General features: G+C 58.4%; 18 protein-coding genes. 11 read left to right on the top strand and 7 right to left on the bottom strand.

What is annotated here, in order from left to right; all coding sequences use genetic code 11:
* Nucleotides 1-40 precede the first annotated feature (40 nt).
* Entirely contained in the window at nt 41-988 is a 948-nt protein-coding gene (gene speB, locus Q1B46_RS07645) for an agmatinase (protein WP_299946510.1), read from the top strand.
* Nucleotides 989-1,045: 57 nt separating this feature from the next.
* Nucleotides 1,046-1,447: a DUF1499 domain-containing protein gene (locus Q1B46_RS07640; RefSeq protein ID WP_299946507.1), complete on the top strand. Its 402-nt coding sequence runs from the start codon at nt 1,046-1,048 to the stop codon at nt 1,445-1,447.
* On the opposite strand, the gene Q1B46_RS07635 is transcribed toward Q1B46_RS07640, so the two are convergent.
* On the bottom strand, nt 1,373-1,675 hold the full coding sequence (locus Q1B46_RS07635) for a hypothetical protein (protein WP_299946504.1): 303 nt from the start codon (nt 1,673-1,675) through the stop codon (nt 1,373-1,375). The two genes, Q1B46_RS07640 and Q1B46_RS07635, sit on opposite strands and share 75 nt — an antisense overlap.
* Nucleotides 1,676-1,737: 62 nt before the next feature.
* On the opposite strand from Q1B46_RS07635, the gene prfA reads away from it, so the two are divergent.
* From prfA to Q1B46_RS07620, 3 genes are all read left to right on the top strand, one after another.
* On the top strand, nt 1,738-2,793 hold the full coding sequence (gene prfA, locus Q1B46_RS07630; RefSeq protein WP_299946708.1) for a peptide chain release factor 1: 1,056 nt from the start codon (nt 1,738-1,740) through the stop codon (nt 2,791-2,793).
* Nucleotides 2,790-3,635: a peptide chain release factor N(5)-glutamine methyltransferase gene (prmC, locus tag Q1B46_RS07625; protein WP_299946502.1), complete on the top strand. Its 846-nt coding sequence runs from the start codon at nt 2,790-2,792 to the stop codon at nt 3,633-3,635. Before prfA ends, prmC begins: the two co-directional genes overlap by 4 nt.
* 241 nt (nt 3,636-3,876) lie before the next feature.
* The gene (locus tag Q1B46_RS07620; RefSeq protein ID WP_299660909.1) at nt 3,877-4,461 is read left to right on the top strand and encodes a DUF4167 domain-containing protein; all 585 of its coding nucleotides are present in this window, start codon (nt 3,877-3,879) and stop codon (nt 4,459-4,461) included.
* Between the two features lie 58 nt (nt 4,462-4,519).
* Here Q1B46_RS07620 and rsmA read toward each other — a convergent pair whose 3' ends face one another.
* From rsmA to lptG, 5 genes are all read right to left on the bottom strand, one after another.
* On the bottom strand, nt 4,520-5,362 hold the full coding sequence (rsmA, locus tag Q1B46_RS07615) for a 16S rRNA (adenine(1518)-N(6)/adenine(1519)-N(6))-dimethyltransferase RsmA (RefSeq protein WP_299946498.1): 843 nt from the start codon (nt 5,360-5,362) through the stop codon (nt 4,520-4,522).
* 80 nt (nt 5,363-5,442) lie between these two features.
* The gene (gene pdxA, locus Q1B46_RS07610) at nt 5,443-6,408 is read right to left on the bottom strand and encodes a 4-hydroxythreonine-4-phosphate dehydrogenase PdxA (RefSeq protein ID WP_299946494.1); all 966 of its coding nucleotides are present in this window, start codon (nt 6,406-6,408) and stop codon (nt 5,443-5,445) included.
* Complete coding sequence (locus Q1B46_RS07605) at nt 6,405-7,658, bottom strand: peptidylprolyl isomerase (RefSeq protein WP_299946493.1); 1,254 nt, start codon at nt 7,656-7,658, stop codon at nt 6,405-6,407. Before Q1B46_RS07605 ends, pdxA begins: the two co-directional genes overlap by 4 nt.
* Nucleotides 7,649-9,814 carry an LPS assembly protein LptD gene (lptD, locus tag Q1B46_RS07600; RefSeq protein ID WP_299946491.1) on the bottom strand — a complete coding sequence of 722 codons (2,166 nt, stop codon included), beginning with the start codon at nt 9,812-9,814 and terminating at the stop codon, nt 7,649-7,651. The genes Q1B46_RS07605 and lptD overlap by 10 nt, the downstream gene beginning before the upstream one ends.
* Nucleotides 9,814-10,914 (bottom strand): LPS export ABC transporter permease LptG, encoded by a 1,101-nt coding sequence (gene lptG / locus Q1B46_RS07595; RefSeq protein ID WP_299946706.1) that lies wholly within the window; start codon nt 10,912-10,914, stop codon nt 9,814-9,816. The genes lptD and lptG overlap by 1 nt, the downstream gene beginning before the upstream one ends.
* Nucleotides 10,915-11,133: 219 nt before the next feature.
* On the opposite strand from lptG, the gene Q1B46_RS07590 reads away from it, so the two are divergent.
* Genes Q1B46_RS07590 through Q1B46_RS07580 form a run of 3 tightly spaced genes read left to right on the top strand, consistent with a single transcriptional unit; the run spans nt 11,134 to nt 14,153 of the window.
* Nucleotides 11,134-12,612 (top strand): leucyl aminopeptidase, encoded by a 1,479-nt coding sequence (locus tag Q1B46_RS07590; protein WP_299946489.1) that lies wholly within the window; start codon nt 11,134-11,136, stop codon nt 12,610-12,612.
* 4 nt (nt 12,613-12,616) lie between these two features.
* Nucleotides 12,617-13,075 (top strand): DNA polymerase III subunit chi, encoded by a 459-nt coding sequence (locus Q1B46_RS07585; protein ID WP_299946487.1) that lies wholly within the window; start codon nt 12,617-12,619, stop codon nt 13,073-13,075.
* A 31-nt stretch (nt 13,076-13,106) separates the two neighbouring features.
* Nucleotides 13,107-14,153 carry an aldo/keto reductase gene (locus Q1B46_RS07580; protein WP_299946485.1) on the top strand — a complete coding sequence of 349 codons (1,047 nt, stop codon included), beginning with the start codon at nt 13,107-13,109 and terminating at the stop codon, nt 14,151-14,153.
* Nucleotides 14,154-14,228: 75 nt separating this feature from the next.
* On the opposite strand, the gene Q1B46_RS07575 is transcribed toward Q1B46_RS07580, so the two are convergent.
* A complete protein-coding gene (locus Q1B46_RS07575) occupies nt 14,229-15,215 on the bottom strand; it encodes a GlxA family transcriptional regulator (RefSeq protein ID WP_299946483.1) in 987 nt (328 codons plus the stop codon).
* Between the two features lie 132 nt (nt 15,216-15,347).
* Here Q1B46_RS07575 and Q1B46_RS07570 point away from each other — a divergent pair, with 132 nt between their 5' ends.
* The 3 genes from Q1B46_RS07570 to Q1B46_RS07560 are packed head-to-tail and all read left to right on the top strand — an operon-like array spanning nt 15,348 to nt 18,524.
* Nucleotides 15,348-16,271: a 3-keto-5-aminohexanoate cleavage protein gene (locus Q1B46_RS07570; protein ID WP_299946481.1), complete on the top strand. Its 924-nt coding sequence runs from the start codon at nt 15,348-15,350 to the stop codon at nt 16,269-16,271.
* 28 nt (nt 16,272-16,299) lie between these two features.
* Nucleotides 16,300-17,766 carry a carnitine 3-dehydrogenase gene (locus Q1B46_RS07565; RefSeq protein ID WP_299660880.1) on the top strand — a complete coding sequence of 489 codons (1,467 nt, stop codon included), beginning with the start codon at nt 16,300-16,302 and terminating at the stop codon, nt 17,764-17,766.
* The gene (locus Q1B46_RS07560; RefSeq protein WP_299946479.1) at nt 17,763-18,524 is read left to right on the top strand and encodes an SDR family oxidoreductase; all 762 of its coding nucleotides are present in this window, start codon (nt 17,763-17,765) and stop codon (nt 18,522-18,524) included. The genes Q1B46_RS07565 and Q1B46_RS07560 overlap by 4 nt, the downstream gene beginning before the upstream one ends.

The following is an 18,524-nucleotide window of genomic DNA, read 5'->3' as shown; positions in this document are numbered from 1 at the left end:
CCGGTATCTGCTTGGTCAGGGACCAGATCGGAGACATCACATGACCCAATACAACCAACCGATTGGCGGTAATGATCTGGCGCGGTTTTCGGGGCCGAATACGTTCATGCGCCTGCCTCAGGCGTCCTCGCTGGATGGGCTGGATGTGGCGGTGCTGGGTATTCCGATGGATATCGGCACCTCATGGCGATCAGGCACACGGTTTGGGCCCAAGCAGATACGCAGCGAAAGCGCTATGATCCGGCCTTATAACATGGCCAATGCTGCGGCTCCGTTTGATAATCTGCAGATCGCCGATATCGGGGATCTGGCGATCAACACATTCTCGCTGGCGGAAAGTCTGAAGATCATCAAGGAAAGCTATGACGGCATTCTGGCGCAAGGTGTGATCCCGGTTGCGATGGGTGGTGATCACTCGATTACACTGCCGATCCTGCGGGCGATTGCGGCTAAACACGGGCCGGTGGCTCTGGTCCATGTGGATGCCCATGCGGACGTGAATGATGAGATGTTCGGCGAGAAGGAAACCCACGGCACCGTCTTCCGCCGCGCCTATGAGGAGGGGCTGATCGTCCCAGACAAGACCTTCCAGATTGGCATTCGCGGCTCGGGCTATGCCGCCAGCGACTTTACTGAGGCGCAGGGCTGGGGTTTTCGCCAGTATCCCGCCTGGGAGCTGTGGCAGCAAAACCTGACCGAGATCGGATCACTGATCAGAAAGTCGGTCGAAGATCATCCTGTTTACATTACCTATGACATCGACAGTCTGGACCCGGCCTATGCGCCCGGCACCGGTACGCCCGAGATTGCGGGCCTGACCACCCCACAGGCGTTGCAGCTGATCCATGCGCTGGCAGGCATGAACGTGGTGGGCTGCGATCTGGTCGAGGTCTCTCCGCCTTATGACCCTTCGGGCAATACGGCGCTGACGGCTGCGAATCTTCTGTTCGAGATGCTATGCATCCTGCCCGGCGTGACGTCACGATAAGGGTGCAGAGCTACGACTCAACCGGATAGGGTCAGGGCAACTGAATGGGATGGGTTGATGAAGATGGCGCTGTGGGTATTGATTGCGGCGATGGTTTTGTTGGGTGGATATATTCGTCTTTCGCCGTCCGATACAGCCCGCTGGCACGTAGCGCCGCAGGGTGCAGATAAAGATATGAGAAACGGTGTTGTCCGGGTGGTGAACACTGGCCCGGATGGTTTGGCAAAACTGGACGCGATTGCAACCGATGCACCAAGGACCAGAGTTCTAGAGGGTTCAGTGCCAGAAGGGATGGTCACCTATATCACGCGCTCCAACGTGTTTGGTTTCCCCGATTACACCACGGTTCAGCAAGATGGCGATGAATTGCACGTCTACGCCCGATCACGATTTGGCCGGAAGGATTTCGGCGTCAATCGAGACCGGGTCTCCGGTTGGCTTGCTTTGCTGCAGCCCTGACGACAAACAACCCTCTTGCACCTCGCGCCACATGGGCACGTTCAGCGACATCTGGCATTGGGCCATAAACATGCGACCGTCGACTTGCAGGCAGATCATCTCTCCCAGCTCGATACGGCTGCCGGATTTGTCGGTGCAATAGCAATCGCGGACCTTGCCATCCGGGCCGACGTAGTCTGCCATTGCTGGTGTCGTACAGAGGGTTAGGGCTAGGATCAGTCGATTCATACGTCAAACCTAGCACAAGGCAGGGCCTTGACCAAAGCCCCCGGATGATAGACACCGCGCGGATGATCCCCGAAGAACGCCTAGAACAGATCACCCAACGATTCCAATACCTCGAAGCGGCCATGGCTGATGGCGCCTCGGGTGGAGATATCGCGGCTTTGGCCAAGGAATATTCCGACCTCAAGCCAGTGGTTGATCAGATCATGGCATGGCGTCAGTTGGTGGGTGACATGGCCGAGGCCGAGGCGATGCTGGCCGATCCGGACATGAAAGAGTTGGCCGAAGAAGAAATTCCGCAGTTGCAGGCCCGTATTCCCGAGGCCGAACATGCGCTGCAACTGGTGCTGTTACCCAAGGATGCGGCGGATGCGCGCCCGGCGATGTTGGAAATACGCCCGGGTACAGGAGGGGACGAAGCTGCCTTGTTCGCCGGTGACCTGCTGCGGATGTATCAGCGTTACGCCGAGGCGCGGGGCTGGCGGTTCGAGATTATCGAAGAACAGGCCTCGGATCTGGGCGGGATCAAAGAAGTGGTGGCCCATATCAAGGGTGACAATGTCTTTGCCCGGATGAAATACGAATCCGGGGTGCACCGGGTTCAACGGGTGCCGGAAACCGAAAGCGGCGGTCGGATCCATACCTCTGCGGCGACCGTTGCGGTACTGCCCGAGGCCGAAGATGTGGATATCCAGATCGATGCCAATGACATCCGCATTGATACGATGCGCAGTTCGGGTGCTGGCGGTCAGCACGTAAATACCACCGATTCGGCGGTGCGGATTACGCACCTGCCCAGTGGTCTCGTTGTGACCAGTTCCGAGAAATCCCAACACCGCAACCGTGAGATTGCGATGCAGGTGTTGAAGACACGTCTTTACGATCTGGAACGCCAGCGGATCGATAGTGAGCGATCAGCGGATCGCGCCAGTCAGGTGGGTTCGGGTGATCGGTCGGAACGGATCAGGACCTACAATTACCCGCAAGGCCGTATGACGGATCATCGCATCAACCTGACGCTATATAAGCTGGATCAGGTGATGCAGGGTGATCTGGATGAGGTGATCGACGCGCTGACCGCAGATGATCAGGCGCGGCTGCTGGCTGAGATGGCGCTATGATTGCGGCGCTCACAGCAGCTCAGGCGATGGTTGCAGCAACGGCGCGTCTGCGAGCAGCGGGCGTGCCCGATCCAGCGCGGGATGCGCGGGTGTTGCTGGCGCATGCAGCGCGGATCGAGGCCAGCCGGGTCACGCTGATTGCGCCCGAGGAACTGCCTGTCGATATTGCAGAGCGGTATGACCAACTGATTTCTTTGCGGGCCATTCGGGTTCCTGTTTCGCACCTGTTGGGTGAACGCGAATTCTATGGGCGCCGGTACCGTGTCAGCCGCGATGTTCTGGACCCGCGCCCCGAGACCGAGGCGCTGATCGAGGCGGCGCTGAGCGAACCGTTCGACCATGTATTGGATCTTGGTGTTGGTTCGGGCTGTATCCTGATCACCTTGCTGGCTGAGCGGGCGAGCGCTTCGGGCGTTGGTGTGGACCTGAGCGAATCTGCCTGCCTGCAAGCCAGTGCCAATGCGGTACAGCATCAGGTTCAGACGCGCGCAGAGATTCGGCAATCCAACTGGTTTGAGAACATTGAGGGTAAATTTGACCTGATTGTTTCGAATCCCCCCTATATTTCGATTGCAGAGATGGATGATCTGTCACCTGAGGTACGCGAGCATGAGCCGCGTTTGGCGCTGACCGATGAGGGGGATGGGTTGGGCGCCTATCGCCAGATCGCCGCGTCGGTACCGGATTTTCTGATGCCCGGCGGACGGTTATTGGTCGAAATTGGACCAACGCAGGGCGAATATGTCTCGGCCTTGTTCGATGCGACGGGGCTCGCAGATATTCGCGTGATCCCCGATCTGGATGGACGGGACCGTGTAGTGGGGGCCAGAATGCCGCAGTAATCGGCGTTGCTGAGGCTGAAAAGTGCCGATTGATGTAAAAAAGCTGCGACATTTGAGAGAATCCTCTTGTCTGAGCGCGCAGGACATGTTTACTCAGGATTAGTCGGCGAGGTTGACGCTGTTTCAGCGCACCCCTGACGCCAAGCCCAAAAAAGTCGATGACGCGTAAAGGCACAAGCCACTGAGCAGCGTTAGATACGGGTTGATCGACAGTGAATTGATAAGGCTGACGTAAAGTAAGATGAGATCTTCCAAATCCCGCTCGCGGGCCAAGAACAACCGCAATCGTCCCTCTGGTGGCAACGTCGTAAACCGAGTTTTTGATAGCTCGGGACCTGAGGGTAAGGTGCGTGGTACGCCACAGCAGATCATTGATAAATACAACCAGCTGGCGCGCGATGCCCAGCTTGGCAATGACCGCGTGGCAACCGAGAATTTCCAGCAGCATGCCGAGCACTATTTGCGGATGCTGAGCGAGGCACAGCGCGAAGTTGAAGCGCGTCGCGAAGAGCAGGAGCGCCAGAACCGTGAGCGCCAGGCTGAACGTGACCGTGAGCGAGCCGAACGTCAGGAACGTGAAGCTGCCCGTCAGGCGGACCCGGCTGAGGCACCGCAACCCGATGTGGTGGATTTCAGTGCTGAGGCCGCTGCGCCCGAGTCTGGGTTGGTTGAGACGCCGGAAAGCAAGGACGCCGAGCAACCCGAGGCAACCGAACGTAAGGAAAAGCCGCGCCGCCCTCGCGCGCGCAAGCCAAAGGCAGCCCCTGCGGGCGAAGATGCACCTGCTGCTGCTGGCAAAGGTGACGCACCCGAGGCAGCTGAATAAACGCTTTTCTATCGTGAAATGATTGGAAACCCCGAGTGTTTGCTCGGGGTTTTGTCGTTTAGGGTTTGTGAACTTCTCGGGCCAGCGCGCAGAAGGATTCGAGCGATATCTGCTCGGCCCGGTCAGTAGGCTTGATACCAGCCGCAATCAGCCGGTCTTCGATATCCGGAGCGGTGCCTTTGAGTGAGGCACGCAGCATTTTTCGGCGTTGGTTGAATGCGGCGGCAACGACACGCGATAAGGTCGCGGCGTCTGCGGGATATCGCGGTTCGGGCAGGGCGGTCAGATGGACCACCGCGCTGGAGACTTTGGGCGGCGGGGTGAAGGCGCCGGGTGGAAGCGACATCGCGATGCGTGCGTCTGCCCGCCATTGGGCAAGGATGGCAAGGCGGCCGTAGGCTTTGTTGCCGGGCTGGGCCACGATGCGCTCGGCCACTTCGCGCTGGAACATCAAAGTGAGGCTTTGCCAGAAGGGTGGCCATTGGGGTGGTGTCAACCATCTGACCAAAAGCTCGGTGCCGACATTGTAGGGCAGATTGGCGGCCACCCGGATTGGCGGCGTAAGATGGGCAAGCGGGTCGATTTCCAGTGCGTCGCCGTTGATGACCTCTAGCCTGCCGGGATAGGCGGTGGCGATATCGTTCAGGGCAGCGATGCAGCGGGTGTCTTTTTCGACGGCCACCACCTTACGGGCCCCCTCGGACAGCAACCCGCGGGTCAGGCCGCCTGGGCCGGGGCCGATTTCGAGAACATCACATTGACTCAGGTCCCCGGCTTGGCGTGCAATTTTGGCGGTCAGGTTGAGGTCGAGCAAAAAGTTCTGGCCCAGCGACTTGCGAGCCGAGAGCTGGTGAGATGCGATGACTTCACGCAAAGGGGGAAGGGAGTCGATGGCGCTCATGCTTTATCGTGTTTCGGATTGGGGAGTGAGCGCCAGAGATTTTTTGCCTCCGGCGGAGGTATTTTTGGCCAGATGAAGCATTAGCGGGTTCCTGCCATCCGCTGGGCGAGTTTGAGGGCCTCGATCAGGCTGGTCGGGTTTGCAACGCCTTGGCCCGCGATATCTAATGCCGTGCCATGATCCGGAGAAGTTCGAATGAAGGGAAGGCCAAGGGTCACGTTCACGCCACGGTCGAAATCCAGCGTTTTGATCGGGATCAGGGCCTGGTCGTGATACATCGCAATCGCGGCATCATAGCGCGCGCGTGCGGCGGCGTGGAACAGGGTGTCGGCAGGGTGAGGGCCTGACACCGTGTAGCCATCGGGTTTGAGCCTCGTGATTAGCGGAGCGATCCAGTCAAGCTCTTCCGTGCCCATCTTACCTTCTTCGCCCGCATGGGGGTTCAGGCCCGCCACGACGATTCTGGGCGTGGAGATACCAAACTGTTTGCGCAGGCCATGGGCCGTGATCTCGATGGTTTCAAGCAGGACTTCGGGGGTGAGCGCGGTGGGAACTTGTGACAGTGGGATATGGATGGTGGCAGGAACCACACGCAGCTGATCGCTGGCTAGCATCATCACAACCCGGGACCTGCCGGCCAATGCAGCAAGAAACTCGGTATGTCCGGGAAAGGCAAAACCGGCACCGTCGATCAGTGCTTTTTTGTGGATCGGTGCTGTACACAGCGCCGAAGCGGCTCCGGATCTGACTAGCTCAACGCCAAGTTCGATTGCATCTACAACTGCAGTTGCATTTTCCGCAGCGGGACGGCCGGGCGTATTGGGCACCGGAAACCGGGTATTCAGAACGGGCAGGGCCGCAGCGCTTGCCGCCCGGGCCTCGGCCGGTTTGTCGATCCGGGCGATTGGTGTACCTGCCGGAAGATGTGAGGCATCGCCTATGTAGAAGAATGGACAAGTGTCGCGTAGGGCCTGCCAGGCTTTGGCCGCGATCTCGGGGCCTATGCCAGCAGGTTCGCCGCAGCTGAGGGCGATCGGTGGCGTCATTGCTGGACGATGACGGCTTCGGCTCTGAGTTGCTCCAGCAGGCTGTCAGCAAGCGCTTGCAGGCGTTGCTGCGTCAACGCGTTTGCAACGTCGACACGGGACGTGTCTTCGCCCAGATCGCGGGTGCGATTGCACAGCATCAGGAACATTAGGGTCTGGCCGTTGTTGCGTGTGAGCGTGGTGGAGGCCTCATTCGGATCAAGCTTGGCCAGTTCTAGCGCCACATCCCGTGGAATCTCGGACGGGCTTGCAGTGATGCGGTCAAGCACTTCGGGCGATTTGCCCTTGGCCAATCCGTAGAGGTCATCACAGGTGTCGATCTCTTCCTTGAGCTTGGCAGCTTTGGCAAGCGTATCCGCACTTCGTCCACCCGGCAGGTAATAGATGGCATAGTCGATTTCGGAATAACTGGGCGTATTGGCCGAAGTTTCACGGATACCGCGCATCTGGAACAGGGCCACGGCGTTTGGCAGCGAAAGCGGGTCGGTGATCTCGCCGTTTTTGAGGCCAAGAATGACGGGCTGAAGGGCTGGCGGCAGATTGGTAATGGACAGCCACTCCAACCGACCGCCGTTATCACGTGTTGCGGCTGCAGAGTATTGTGCGGCGGCGGCAGAAAAGCTTTCCTGATCAGGAAGTAGCGCGATCTCATCTGCCAGAGCTTCGGCCTGCGCCAGCGTCTGCGGCGTCACAGGAATAATGATTTCGGACAACAAAACCTGAAGGCCACCGCCGCCGCCCTGGCCCAGGGCACGGTTGATTTCATCATCAGTCGGTCGGGCCTGTGATAGAAAGCGGATGGCGACGTAGTCACGCCAAGATAGCTGATCGGCGACGAAATCCCGCACCGTTTCTCGGGAAACACCGGCTTCGTTCAATAGCCTCAGAAACTCATCCGTGCTCAGGTTTCCACGCGACGCGAATTCGTCGATACCAGATTGCACGTCCTCAGGTGTGGCCTGAATCCCGGCATCTCGCATGGCTTGCTTGCGCAGGCGGTCTTCGATCAGCGCATCGCGGACTTCCGTCTCAGAGCTGCCGGGGATGCCTAGCAAATCCATAAACTGCTGGCGCTGTTGCAGCTCATACCAGGTTACTATGTCTTGATTGACCCGGATCGCAGGCGAAAACAGGCTTTGTCCCTGGGCTTGCGGTGCGGCCAATGCAACAAGCGTAGCGACCAGTGCCGGCAGGACCGATCCACGGCAGCCAGAGCGGAGAGATTTTGTGAAACCTGAGATCAACTGCATCTTCTCTTAAACTTCTGTCCATTGCCTTCGACGGAGTACCCTGTCAGGGCTACGGTAAAGCCGAATTCTGTCGAAGGCTCAATACTTGATGTGGAGGTAAAGCGCCGACTAACGTTCACATTCACCTGCACACACTCATTTTCGTAGGTTAGACCAAACCCAAGGCGGAGTGGTTCGGATTCGCTAAAATCATAACGTGCATTCGCGCGGGTCAACCAATTCTGGTCAATGCGATAGCGACCAGAGACACGCAATTCCGAGATTTCGTCGTTGTTTTGCTCTGCCGGATCTGGTTCGAGCCAAATATAGCCACCGGAAAGAACGGTATCTCCTTTTACCCAGGCGGCACGGAGTTCGGCTTTGGTAAAGCTGAAATCGCTGTTTAATAGTCCACGGGCGGCCAGCGTTAGGCCTTTGCCATTGTTCAATTGCCCGGCAAGCAGAAGGTCGGATTTCGTTCCCTGCAGCCCCGAAGTCAGAGTGAAATCCGGATCAGCGTCGGATCGAAACACTTGTCCAATCGTTGCGAGCGCCCTCCAGCCGTCCGCGTTGTAGCGGGACCAGTTCAAGCCCACCACAGCCGTTGTGCCATCTTCACGGCGATCTGGTGCCGGGAAACGGGACAGCGCCAGAAGATTGCCCTGATCAAATTCCTGAAATGTGCTTTCATCATTGGGCACATCGTTGTCGGATACATGTGTCCAACCAATTTGCGCGATCGGTTCCAGAATCTGCGTTGCGCCGCTTTGTTCGCGGCGTAACATCGGATAGCGCAGGGTAAAGGCCGCACGCGGGGTCGAGCGGGTTACGTTGTTCGGATAATTGCTGTCATCACGAATGTTGAACGTATCGATTGCTGCACCCAGCTGAGCCTCGGCACGAAGCCCGGTTGCAAATGTCCAGCTGCGTAGCCACTCCGCGTCAAAGGTCGCGCGCGCAACATCTCGGCCTACAATATTTTCATCGCTGGTGCGCGTGTGAGTATGACCTATGAAGGCGAGTTGAACTTCACCCCCCAAAGCTTTGGGAAATATGCGTTTGCGATAGTTGATATCGAAGACACGCGACGGGATTTCATCCTGGTTTTCGCTGTCGCGCAGAGTTTTGTAGTGGATGAAACTGGTCTTGAAGGCCGTGTCGCGCTTGATCCGTTCAAGGGCGATTTCACTGCGCAGGCGGTCATAGTCGGGCAGGCCATAATCAGCCAGGTACGAGTCGTCCGAGGTTGTCCGGATATCGAATGTCAGGCGGTAGCTGTTCCCCAGATTGAAGCGACCATCTGCAAAAAAGTATCCGCGATCCTGATCGGGCTGAACATCGTCGCGGGTATAGGCGCCCCGCAGTCGGATACGCCCCGCTTTGAAGGCTTGTCTGTATCGGAACCCAAGGGTGCGTGTCTTTGACGACAAATAGGGTGTCAGCGTCAGGTCTTTGTGGTCCCCAATCTTGAAGAAATATGGCACCTGAACGCCAGTGCCCAATTGCGAGGTGGTGCGGATAGATGGCACGAGGAAGCCGGTCGCCCGCTCCAGCGTCGGGTCAGGCAGGCGCAGCGTCGGAAAATAGAAAACCGGGACATCCATAACAAGGAACTGTGCACCCTCGAAATACAGCTGTCTTTCCAATTGGTCATGGGTCACTTTGCGGGCGCGTATCTGCCAGATCGGTGGTTTTCCGTTGGCACAGACATGGCAGGAGGTTGCCGCAACCTTACTGAACTGAGTGTAACGCCCTGCAGCCCGCGTGGCCTGAACCGATGCGATCTGCACCTGCTGGTCGAATACCATGCGCGCGCCCATCAAAAGGCCATTTTGTATGCCGCTGTCCAGCTGCGCGGAATCGGCCAGCAACGTGCTGTCTCCGCCCTGATCGATTCGGATCGGGCCTGTCAGAGTAAGCTCGCCGGTTTCGCGATCGTAGGTAATGCTTTGGGCCGTCAGTTTCACATCGCCTTGGAATGCCTCGACATTCCCTTCGGCAACAAGCTTTCGGTCAGGTGTGATGAAAATCTCATCGGCGACCAGCAACGCGGGCTGCGTCTGCTCGGCCGCGCTGGCTTCGCTTGTCGTCTCACCAGCCTGAGATTGTGCAGCAACTGCAGTCGGCAGCGAAAGAACCAATGCGCTGGACAGCAGCAGAGAAAGGAGGGTGCGCATTAGCCGTCCTCCGCATGCAGCAACAAGCCCAATGACAGAAGTATCCCTGCAAACGGCGGAGCCCACGCTGCAACCAGGATCGGCAGCTGACCGTTTTCACCAAGAATCTGTGCAAAGTTCCGAATGAAATAAATGCCGAATCCTAAAAGAACGGAGGTCAGCACCGCAACACCCGTGCCTCCAAACCGGACATGGCGCATGGTAAAGGCTGCGCCGATCAGGACCATCGAGACCAGAAACAGGGGCCGCGCAAGCTGTACCTGCAGCCAGACTTCATATTGTTTTGTGGAAAACCCGGCCTCGCGGAGGTCTCGGATCAACTGAGGCAGATCATAGACTGATACCGAATCCTGTTGCCCCAGCGTGTCGAGAATTCGATCTCGGGTCAGCGTTGTTGGCAGGTTCAATATCTCATGGGTGGTCGCGTTTGCCTCGGGGTTAAGATCATCTCGAATCGGCCAGACCTTGGCGTTATGCAAGGTCCAGAACCCATCCTCCAGATCTGCTTGTTGGGCTACGATCTGTTGGTTTGGCTTACCGTCGGATGAGAATGTGGTGATGGTCACGTCTTGCAGCGCGAACTGCTCACCATTGACGGTGCCGGTCGCGTGGATCACCGATTGGCCCTCGGCTGAACCCTGACGCAGCCACAGCCCTTCGCGGCTGATTGACAGGGCCGAGCTGCCTTGATTGCGATAATCACCGGACAGGCGCTGGAACTCTTCAGAGGTGGCGGCGGCGATGGGATTTAACAAAGCGACAGCAAGCGTGCCGATAGTCAGCGCCAGAAGAACAGGGGCCAGCAAGGCACGGATGCCAGAGCGCCCGGTGGCGCGGGTCACCACCAGTTCGGAACTGCGGGCTAGACCCACGAACAGCGCTATCGTGGCGAGGATCATCAGCAGGGGCAGCATCTCACTGATCGCAGCGGGCGTGTTCAGCAACGTCAATTGCAATAGCTGACCAAAGGACAGGCCGACACCGTCAAAGCGGCGCACCTGTTCGATCAGGTCGATCAGGATCATCAAAGTCAGAAATATTCCGCCTATAACAAGGAAACTTTGGATAAAGCGGCGGGCAAAGTAACGGTCGAGGATCACGCAGGCATCCTCATCAGGTCCCGGAAATCGAGAATCACGGCGGGGCATGGACTTATGCGCGACGGCCTGTAGCTGCCGATTGGTGTCACGTTCTTTCCCCCGAGCCTGCCGTTATTTTCGCGCGACCATAATGCAATTGCCCGGCGGGGAAAACTGCTATCTGGTCAAGTGCGGGTTCGCGGGCTAGGTCTTGGGCAACGCATTTTTCAGGAGAATGATATGAGCAGTCTGGCGCCCGTCCGTTTCACCCCCTTTGATCTTGATGCAATGGCGCAAGCCGAGGGGCGCGTAACCATTATCATTCCCGCCGATGGCAAGATGAGCCCCGCTGCGCGCCGGGCCAATCGTCTGACCAAAGGTGCCGTTGCGCGATTGGTTGAAAGCGAGCGTTTCAGCAAGGTGAAATCAGGAGATGTGATTTCACTGGCCTGGCCTGCCGGAATGGCCGCCGAGGCATTGGATGTACTGGTGCTGCCGCGCCGTCCCGATTTTGACGAGGCGCGAAAGGCTGGTGCCAACTTGGCGAAGCAGGCAGCAGGCAAACCCGTTCTGGTCATGGCCTCTAACCAAGTGCGCGTAGAAGAGCTGGCAATGGGCATGGTGTTGCGGGCATACGATTTCGATGTCCACAAGACCAAGGAATCCGATCCAGCAGGCGAGATCGTCATCAACCACTCGAAGGCAGATGAGGCCGAGGCCGCTTTTGCACCGCTTTATGCGGTGGCCGATGGCGTTCGAATGACCCGTGATTTGACCAATGAACCGGCAAATGTGCTGACCACGACCGAGTTCGCGGACCGATTGGTCGAGATGGAATCGCTGGGCCTGAAGGTCGAAGTTCTGGAAGAGGACAAGCTGGCCGAATTGGGCATGCGCACATTGCTGAGCGTTGGGCAGGGGTCCGTAAGCCCGTCAAAAGTTGTGGTGATGCAATGGGATGGTGGTGACAAGGATGATGCTCCGCTGGCTCTGGTTGGCAAGGGTGTCGTGTTTGATACAGGTGGAATTTCGTTGAAGCCTGCGGGTGGCATGGAAGACATGACCATGGATATGGGCGGTGCTGGTGTCGTTGCGGGGACCATGCGGGCGCTGGCCAAGCGCAAGGCCAAGGCAAATGTTGTGGGTCTTGTCGGGTTGGTTGAGAATATGCCCTCGGGCAATGCCACGCGCCCCGGCGATGTTGTCACATCGATGAAGGGTGACACGGTCGAGATCATCAACACCGACGCCGAGGGGCGTTTGGTTTTGTGCGATGTCATGTGGTACGCGCAGGATCGGTTCCAGCCGGTTGGCATGATCGATCTGGCCACTCTGACGGGTGCAGTGATCATTGGCCTAGGGCACGAGAATGCCGGTGTATTTTCAAACAATGACACGTTCTGCACTGCGTTTCTGAAATCAGCCAAGGCCGAGGATGAGGGCGCATGGCGGCTGCCATTGGGCGAGGGCTATGACAAGCAGCTCAAATCCCGGATCGCTGATATGAAGAATGTTGGCGGTCGGCCTGCGGGTTCGATCACCGCCGCGCAGTTCCTGCAGCGCTTCGTCAAGGACGAGACACCGTGGATTCACCTCGATATTGCGGGCGTGGCATCGGTGTCGTCCGAGACATCATATGCGCCCAAAGGTGCAACCGGCTGGGGTGTCCGCGCGCTAAGCCGGTTCGTGCAGGACAATTTTGAGACCACGGGCGAATAGACCCGTGGGCGCCGTCTATTTCTACCACCTGACCCGCCAGCCATTGGAGCATACTCTGCCCGTGTTGCTGGGCAAGGCACAGCAGGCCGGGTGGCGGATTGCTGTGCGCGGCAGCGATCCCGCGCGGATGGACTGGCTGGATGAGAAGTTGTGGTTGGGCCCTGAAGATGGGTTCCTGCCACATGGTCGTGAAGGTGGTTCCCATGATAAGGCGCAGCCAATTCTGCTGACGACAGGGCCAGAAGCTGCCAATGGGGCGACCTGCGTGATGGCCGTTGACGGTGCACCGGTTGAAGCGGACGAGGTATCGGCCCTGGAGCGTGTTTGCATTCTGTTCGATGGCAATGACCCAGAAGCAGTTCAACACGCGCGCGGGCAATGGAAGGCACTAACGAGCGCCGGGTGTTCGGCGCAGTATTGGTCGGAAGAATCCGGACGATGGGAGAAGAAAGCCGAGGCTTGATCGGTAGCACTATTATTTTAGGAGATTTTAGATGGAAATGAAGCCTTTGGGCCGCACCAAGATCATGGTGTCGGATTTATGTTTGGGCACGATGACATTTGGCACTCAGACATCGGAGTCTGATGCACATCGCCAAATGGACATGGCACTTGCCGGTGGGATCAACTTTGTCGATGCGGCAGAGATGTATCCGGTGAACCCGATCTCTGCAGAAACGGTGGGGCGGACCGAGGAAATACTAGGCGACTGGAATGCCGCCAACCGGTCGCGACGCGGAGATTATGTGCTGGCAACCAAACACTCCGGTGAGGGGTTCGTGCACGCACGAAACGGCGCTCCGATCTCGAAAGAGACCATTCCCGAGGCGATTGAAGGATCACTGCGCCGTCTGCAGACGGATTGCATCGACTTGTACCAATTCCATTGGCCAAATCGCGGCAGCTACATGTTCCGGCAGAACTGGGACTTTGCCCCCTTTGGTCACAACCGGGATGAGATCGTGGATGAGATGCGCGAAAGCCTGATCGCGCTGCAGGCACAGGTGGACAAAGGCAATATCCGCGCCTTTGGTCTGTCGAACGAGAGCGCATGGGGCACCGCACAATGGTTGCGGGCGTCGGACGAGGTTGGTGGCCCTCGGGTTGCGTCAATTCAGAACGAGTATTCGCTGCTCTGCCGATTGTTCGATACGGATCTGGCGGAGCTGTGTCTGTTGGAAGATGTCGGGTTGCTCTCATTTTCGCCTTTGGCTGCGGGTTTCCTGACCGGCAAGTATCAGGGTGGGGCAGTACCCGAAGGATCGCGCATGGCGTTGGTTCCTGAGATGGGAGGGCGCAAAACGGATCGCGTATTTGATGCGGTGTCCGCTTATCTGGAAATCGCACATCGGCACGGGCTGGACCCGATCCATATGTCATTGGCGTGGTGCAGGAGCCGGCCGTTCATGGCGTCGACCATATTCGGCGCAACCACTGTGGCACAGCTGAACCATGTGCTGGCGGGCAAGGATCTGGTGCTGTCACCAGAGGTCATGGCAGAGATCAGCGCGGCGCATCGGGCGTTCCCGATGCCGTACTGAAGGGATGGGGGCGCTGCCCCCGTCGCTTTTGGCGACTCCCCCGAGGTATTTTGAGCCAGATGAAGAGGGATCCCGTCAGTGATGGGTCGGTTGTGTGCGGTCCTGCCGGAGGTCGCGGGCCGAGAGGCCATGAGCGGTGCGGAAAGCACGGGCAAAGCTGGATTGTGAGCCAAACCCTGTGGCAAGTGCCACGTCCATCAGGGGCATGTCGGTATCGGTAACCAGACGGCGGGCCTCGGCCAATCTAAGCTGCAGGTAGTGATCCTGTGGGGTCGTGTTGAGCCGTAAGCGAAACTGTTGCTGCAATGAACGGGTGCTGGTGCCGAGTGTGTCGGCGATATCGGCCAGAGGCAGCGGTTCGTCCAGCGACGCCTCCATGAGGGAGTTGGCTTTGGCTGTGAGAGCCGTATGGCGATGTGGGGCTCCGGTACGGCTTTGGGGTTTTGATGGCTCGGATGTGCCTTCGTAAAGGAACAATCCAGACACGCGGGCGGCAAAGCCTGCACCGTGCCGTGCGGCGATGATGTGCAGCATCAAGTCGATCGCCGGGACGGCTCCGCCCGAAGTCAGGCGGTTTTTAGACACAGTGAAACGGTCAGGTCGCACGTCCACATGTGGGAAACGAGCAGCGAAGTTTTGCAAATCCTCCCAATGGGTGGTGGCCGCGTGACCGTCGAGCAAGCCCGCCTCGGCCAGCAACCAAGGTCCACCGTCGATCCCAGCCATGGTGGCGCCAGTGGCGGCGATCCGGCGGAGCCCTGCCAGCAGGCTGGGCGTCGCATGGCGCGCGAGTTGGAACCCCGCGACTACGATCATCAGGTCGCAGCCTTGGAGCCGAGCCAACGGAATGCCCTGCACATTCAGGGCGCTGGTCAACATGGCGGGTTCGGCCGTTGCTGTGACGTAGTCCCAGTCAAAAGCGGGCCGGTCTGCCAGTCGATTGGCAGCGCGCATCGGGTCGACAGCGGCGGCAAAGCTGAGCGTGTTGCATTCGTCCAGCACCAGCACAGCCGTTTTCAGCGCGCGATGTTCGGGTTGGAGTATGTTTTTTGCGGATTTCATCAAGTCTGATTCGCATTCTGCCAAGTGGTTTCCCCAAGGCTGCGTCAGAGTTGGCGTTGACGCAAATCGGAATCCGGGGAGAAGCCTGGGGAAAACCCACGGTAGAACCGGGTATAAGCTGGGGATAACGCCATGCCTTTGGAAATGAACCGCGAAGTCTTTATCACCTGTGCCGTCACCGGCTCGGGTGGGACGCAGGATCGCAGCCCTCATGTGCCACGCTCACCCAAGCAAATTGCCGACAGTGCGATTGCTGCGGCCAAGGCCGGAGCGGCGGTGGTGCATTGCCATGTTCGCGACCCTGAGACGGGTGCGCCATCACGTGATCTGGCGCTGTATCGTGAGGTGACGGACCGCATTCGGGATGCCGAAGTCGACGCCGTGCTGAACCTGACGGCTGGTATGGGCGGAGACATGGTGTTCGGGGGTATTGAGAATCCGCTGCCCTTAGCAGAGGCCGGAACCGATCTGGTGGGTGCGACGGAACGCGTGGCGCATGTGGCCGAGTGCCTGCCGGAAATCTGTACATTGGACTGCGGCACAATGAACTTTGCCGAGGCTGATTATGTGATGACCAACACGCCCGGTGCATTACGGGCGATGGGGCAGATGATGACCGATCTGGGGGTGAAGCCTGAGGTCGAGGCTTTTGATACCGGGCATCTGTGGTTCGCCAAACAGTTGGTGAAAGAAGGTGTGCTGGAGCCGAATGCGTTGGTGCAACTGTGCATGGGCGTGCCTTGGGGGGCTCCGGATGATCTGAACACCTTCATGGCGATGGTGAATAATGTGCCAGATGATTGGACGTTCAGTGCGTTTTCGCTGGGGCGCAATGAGATGGCTTATGTGGCGGCCTCGGTTCTCGCCGGTGGTAACGTGCGCGTCGGGCTGGAGGATAACCTGTGGCTGGAGAAGGGTGTTCTGGCCGAGAACTGGCAGTTGGTCGAGCGTGCGGGCAGCATCATCGAGAATATGGGCGCGCGCGTGATCGGGCCGCAGGAAGTGCGTGAAAAGCTGGGCCTGGTAAAGCGGGCACCTGCAGGGGTGGCGGGCTGAAGCCCGCCCTATGATCGGATCAAGCGATATGAATAAGATTGCAGCAATCATTGGTGGCGGCGTCATCGGCGGTGGGTGGGCCGCCCGGTTTCTGCTGAACGGTTGGGACGTTCGGGTGTTTGATCCCGATCCCGAGGCTGAACGGAAGATCGGGGAGGTGTTGGATAACGCCCGCCGGTCTCTGCCGGGGCTAAGCGATGTGCCTTTGCCACTGGAAGGGGCGTTGAGTTTTCATGAAGAGATTGGCGACGCCGTAGACGGCGCCATCTGGATTCAGGAAAGCGTGCCGGAAAGGCTCGACCTGAAGCTGAAGGTTTATCAAAGCTTGCAGGAGGCATGTGATCCGGGCGCAATCATCGGGTCTTCGACAAGCGGGTTCAAGCCATCGGAACTGCAGGACGGAGCGCTGCGGCCTGAGCAGATCGTGGTCACGCATCCGTTCAATCCGGTTTACCTGTTGCCGTTGATCGAACTTGTGCCGACCGACAAGAATGCGCCTGAGTTGATTGAACGGGCCAAAGAGCTGTTGACTTCGGTCGGGTTCTTTCCGCTGCACGTCAAGAAAGAGATTGATGCGCATATCGCTGACCGGTTCCTTGAAGCTGTCTGGCGCGAGGCGCTTTGGCTGGTCAAGGACGGTGTCGCAACGACTGAGGAAATTGACGAAGCCATCCGCATGGGCTTTGGCATCCGTTGGGCGCAGATGGGTCTGTTCGAGACCTACCGCGTAGCAGGGGGCGAAGCCGGGATGCGGCATTTCATGGCGCAGTTTGGTCCCGCGCTGAAATGGCCCTGGACCAAGCTGATGGATGTGCCCGAGTTTACCGATGAACTGGTTGATATGATCGCCGATCAGTCGGATGCACAATCGGGCATGCACTCGATCCGCGAGTTGGAGCGTATCCGCGACAACAACCTCGTGGGAATGATGCGGGCGCTCAAGGCACAAAACTATGGGGCCGGGGCGGTGCTGAACCAGCATGATGCGGCTTTGAAACCCGGGGCGTTGCCAACTTTGGATCAGGCGGATTTGAGCCAACCGATCCTGACATTGTCCCGTGCTGTGCCGCTGGACTGGACCGATTACAATGGCCACATGAACGAGGCGAAATACCTCGAAGCCTTTGCGGCAGCCACCGATCGGTTCATGGAGATCATTGGCTGCGACCTGGAGTACATTGCCACGGGCGGCAGCTATTTCACCGCCGAGAACCACATCCGATATATGCAAGAGACCCATGCGGGTTCACGGATTGAATGTCGTACGCAGATGCTGTTGGGACAGGGCAAGAAGCTACATGTCTTCCACAGCATGTACGAGGGTGAGACGTTGTTGGCCACTGGCGAAAGCTTTTTGCTGCATGTCAGCCTTAATTCCCGGCGGCCTAGCCCGCCATCGCCCGAGATCGAGGCCGCGATGGCACGGGTTGCAGAGGCGCAGGCTGGGTTGCCTTATCCTGAAGGCGCAGGTGCTGCGATCCGCAAGCCCACATGAGTGGTCGAATTCTGATCACTGCTGGCGCCTCGGGCGTGGGCAGGGCGATGGCTGAGGCGTTTGATGCCGCTGGCGCTCAGATCTGGGTGGCGGACATCGATGCAAAGGCGCTTGCTGACTGCCCGTCGCATTGGAAGCAAAGCCAGTTGGACGTCTCTGATGAGACCTCTGTTGCAGCTACATTCATTGACATTGAGACCGAGTGGGGCGGGATAGATGCGTTATGCGCAAATGCGGGGATCGCCGGGCCAACTGCGGCTGTTGAGGATGTCGCTCTAACGGATTGGCGCGCTTGTCTTTCTGTTAATCTTGAAGGGGCATTTTTATGCTCCAAATACGCAGCACCCATTATGAAGCGGCAGCGGAGTGGCGCGATCCTGATCACATCATCGACTGCGGGCCAATACGGTTATCCCAATCGCGCGCCATATGCGGCGGCAAAGTGGGGCATGGTGGGTTTAGGTAAAACACTGGCTATGGAACTTGGCCCGCATGGCATCCGTTGCAACGTGATCTGCCCAGGTTCGGTTGAAGGGCCTCGTATGGAGGGCGTGCTGCAGCGCGAGGCCATTGCCAAGGGAATGACCCGGGATCAGGTTTACAGCGGCTATGCCTCGGGCACGTCCATGGGCCGCTTTGTCCAGGCACAGGACATCGCGAATATGGCAGTATTTTTGGCGTCAGATGCGGCGCGGCTGGTCTCGGGTCAGGTGATCGCCGTGGATGGACATACGGTAAATCCCGACCCGAAGCTGTGA

The sequence above is a fragment of the uncultured Ruegeria sp. genome, from assembly GCF_947500045.1.
Lineage (GTDB): Bacteria > Pseudomonadota > Alphaproteobacteria > Rhodobacterales > Rhodobacteraceae > Ruegeria.
The sequence above is the reverse complement of the archived record's forward strand: the minus strand, read 5'-3'. Positions and strand labels throughout refer to the sequence as shown.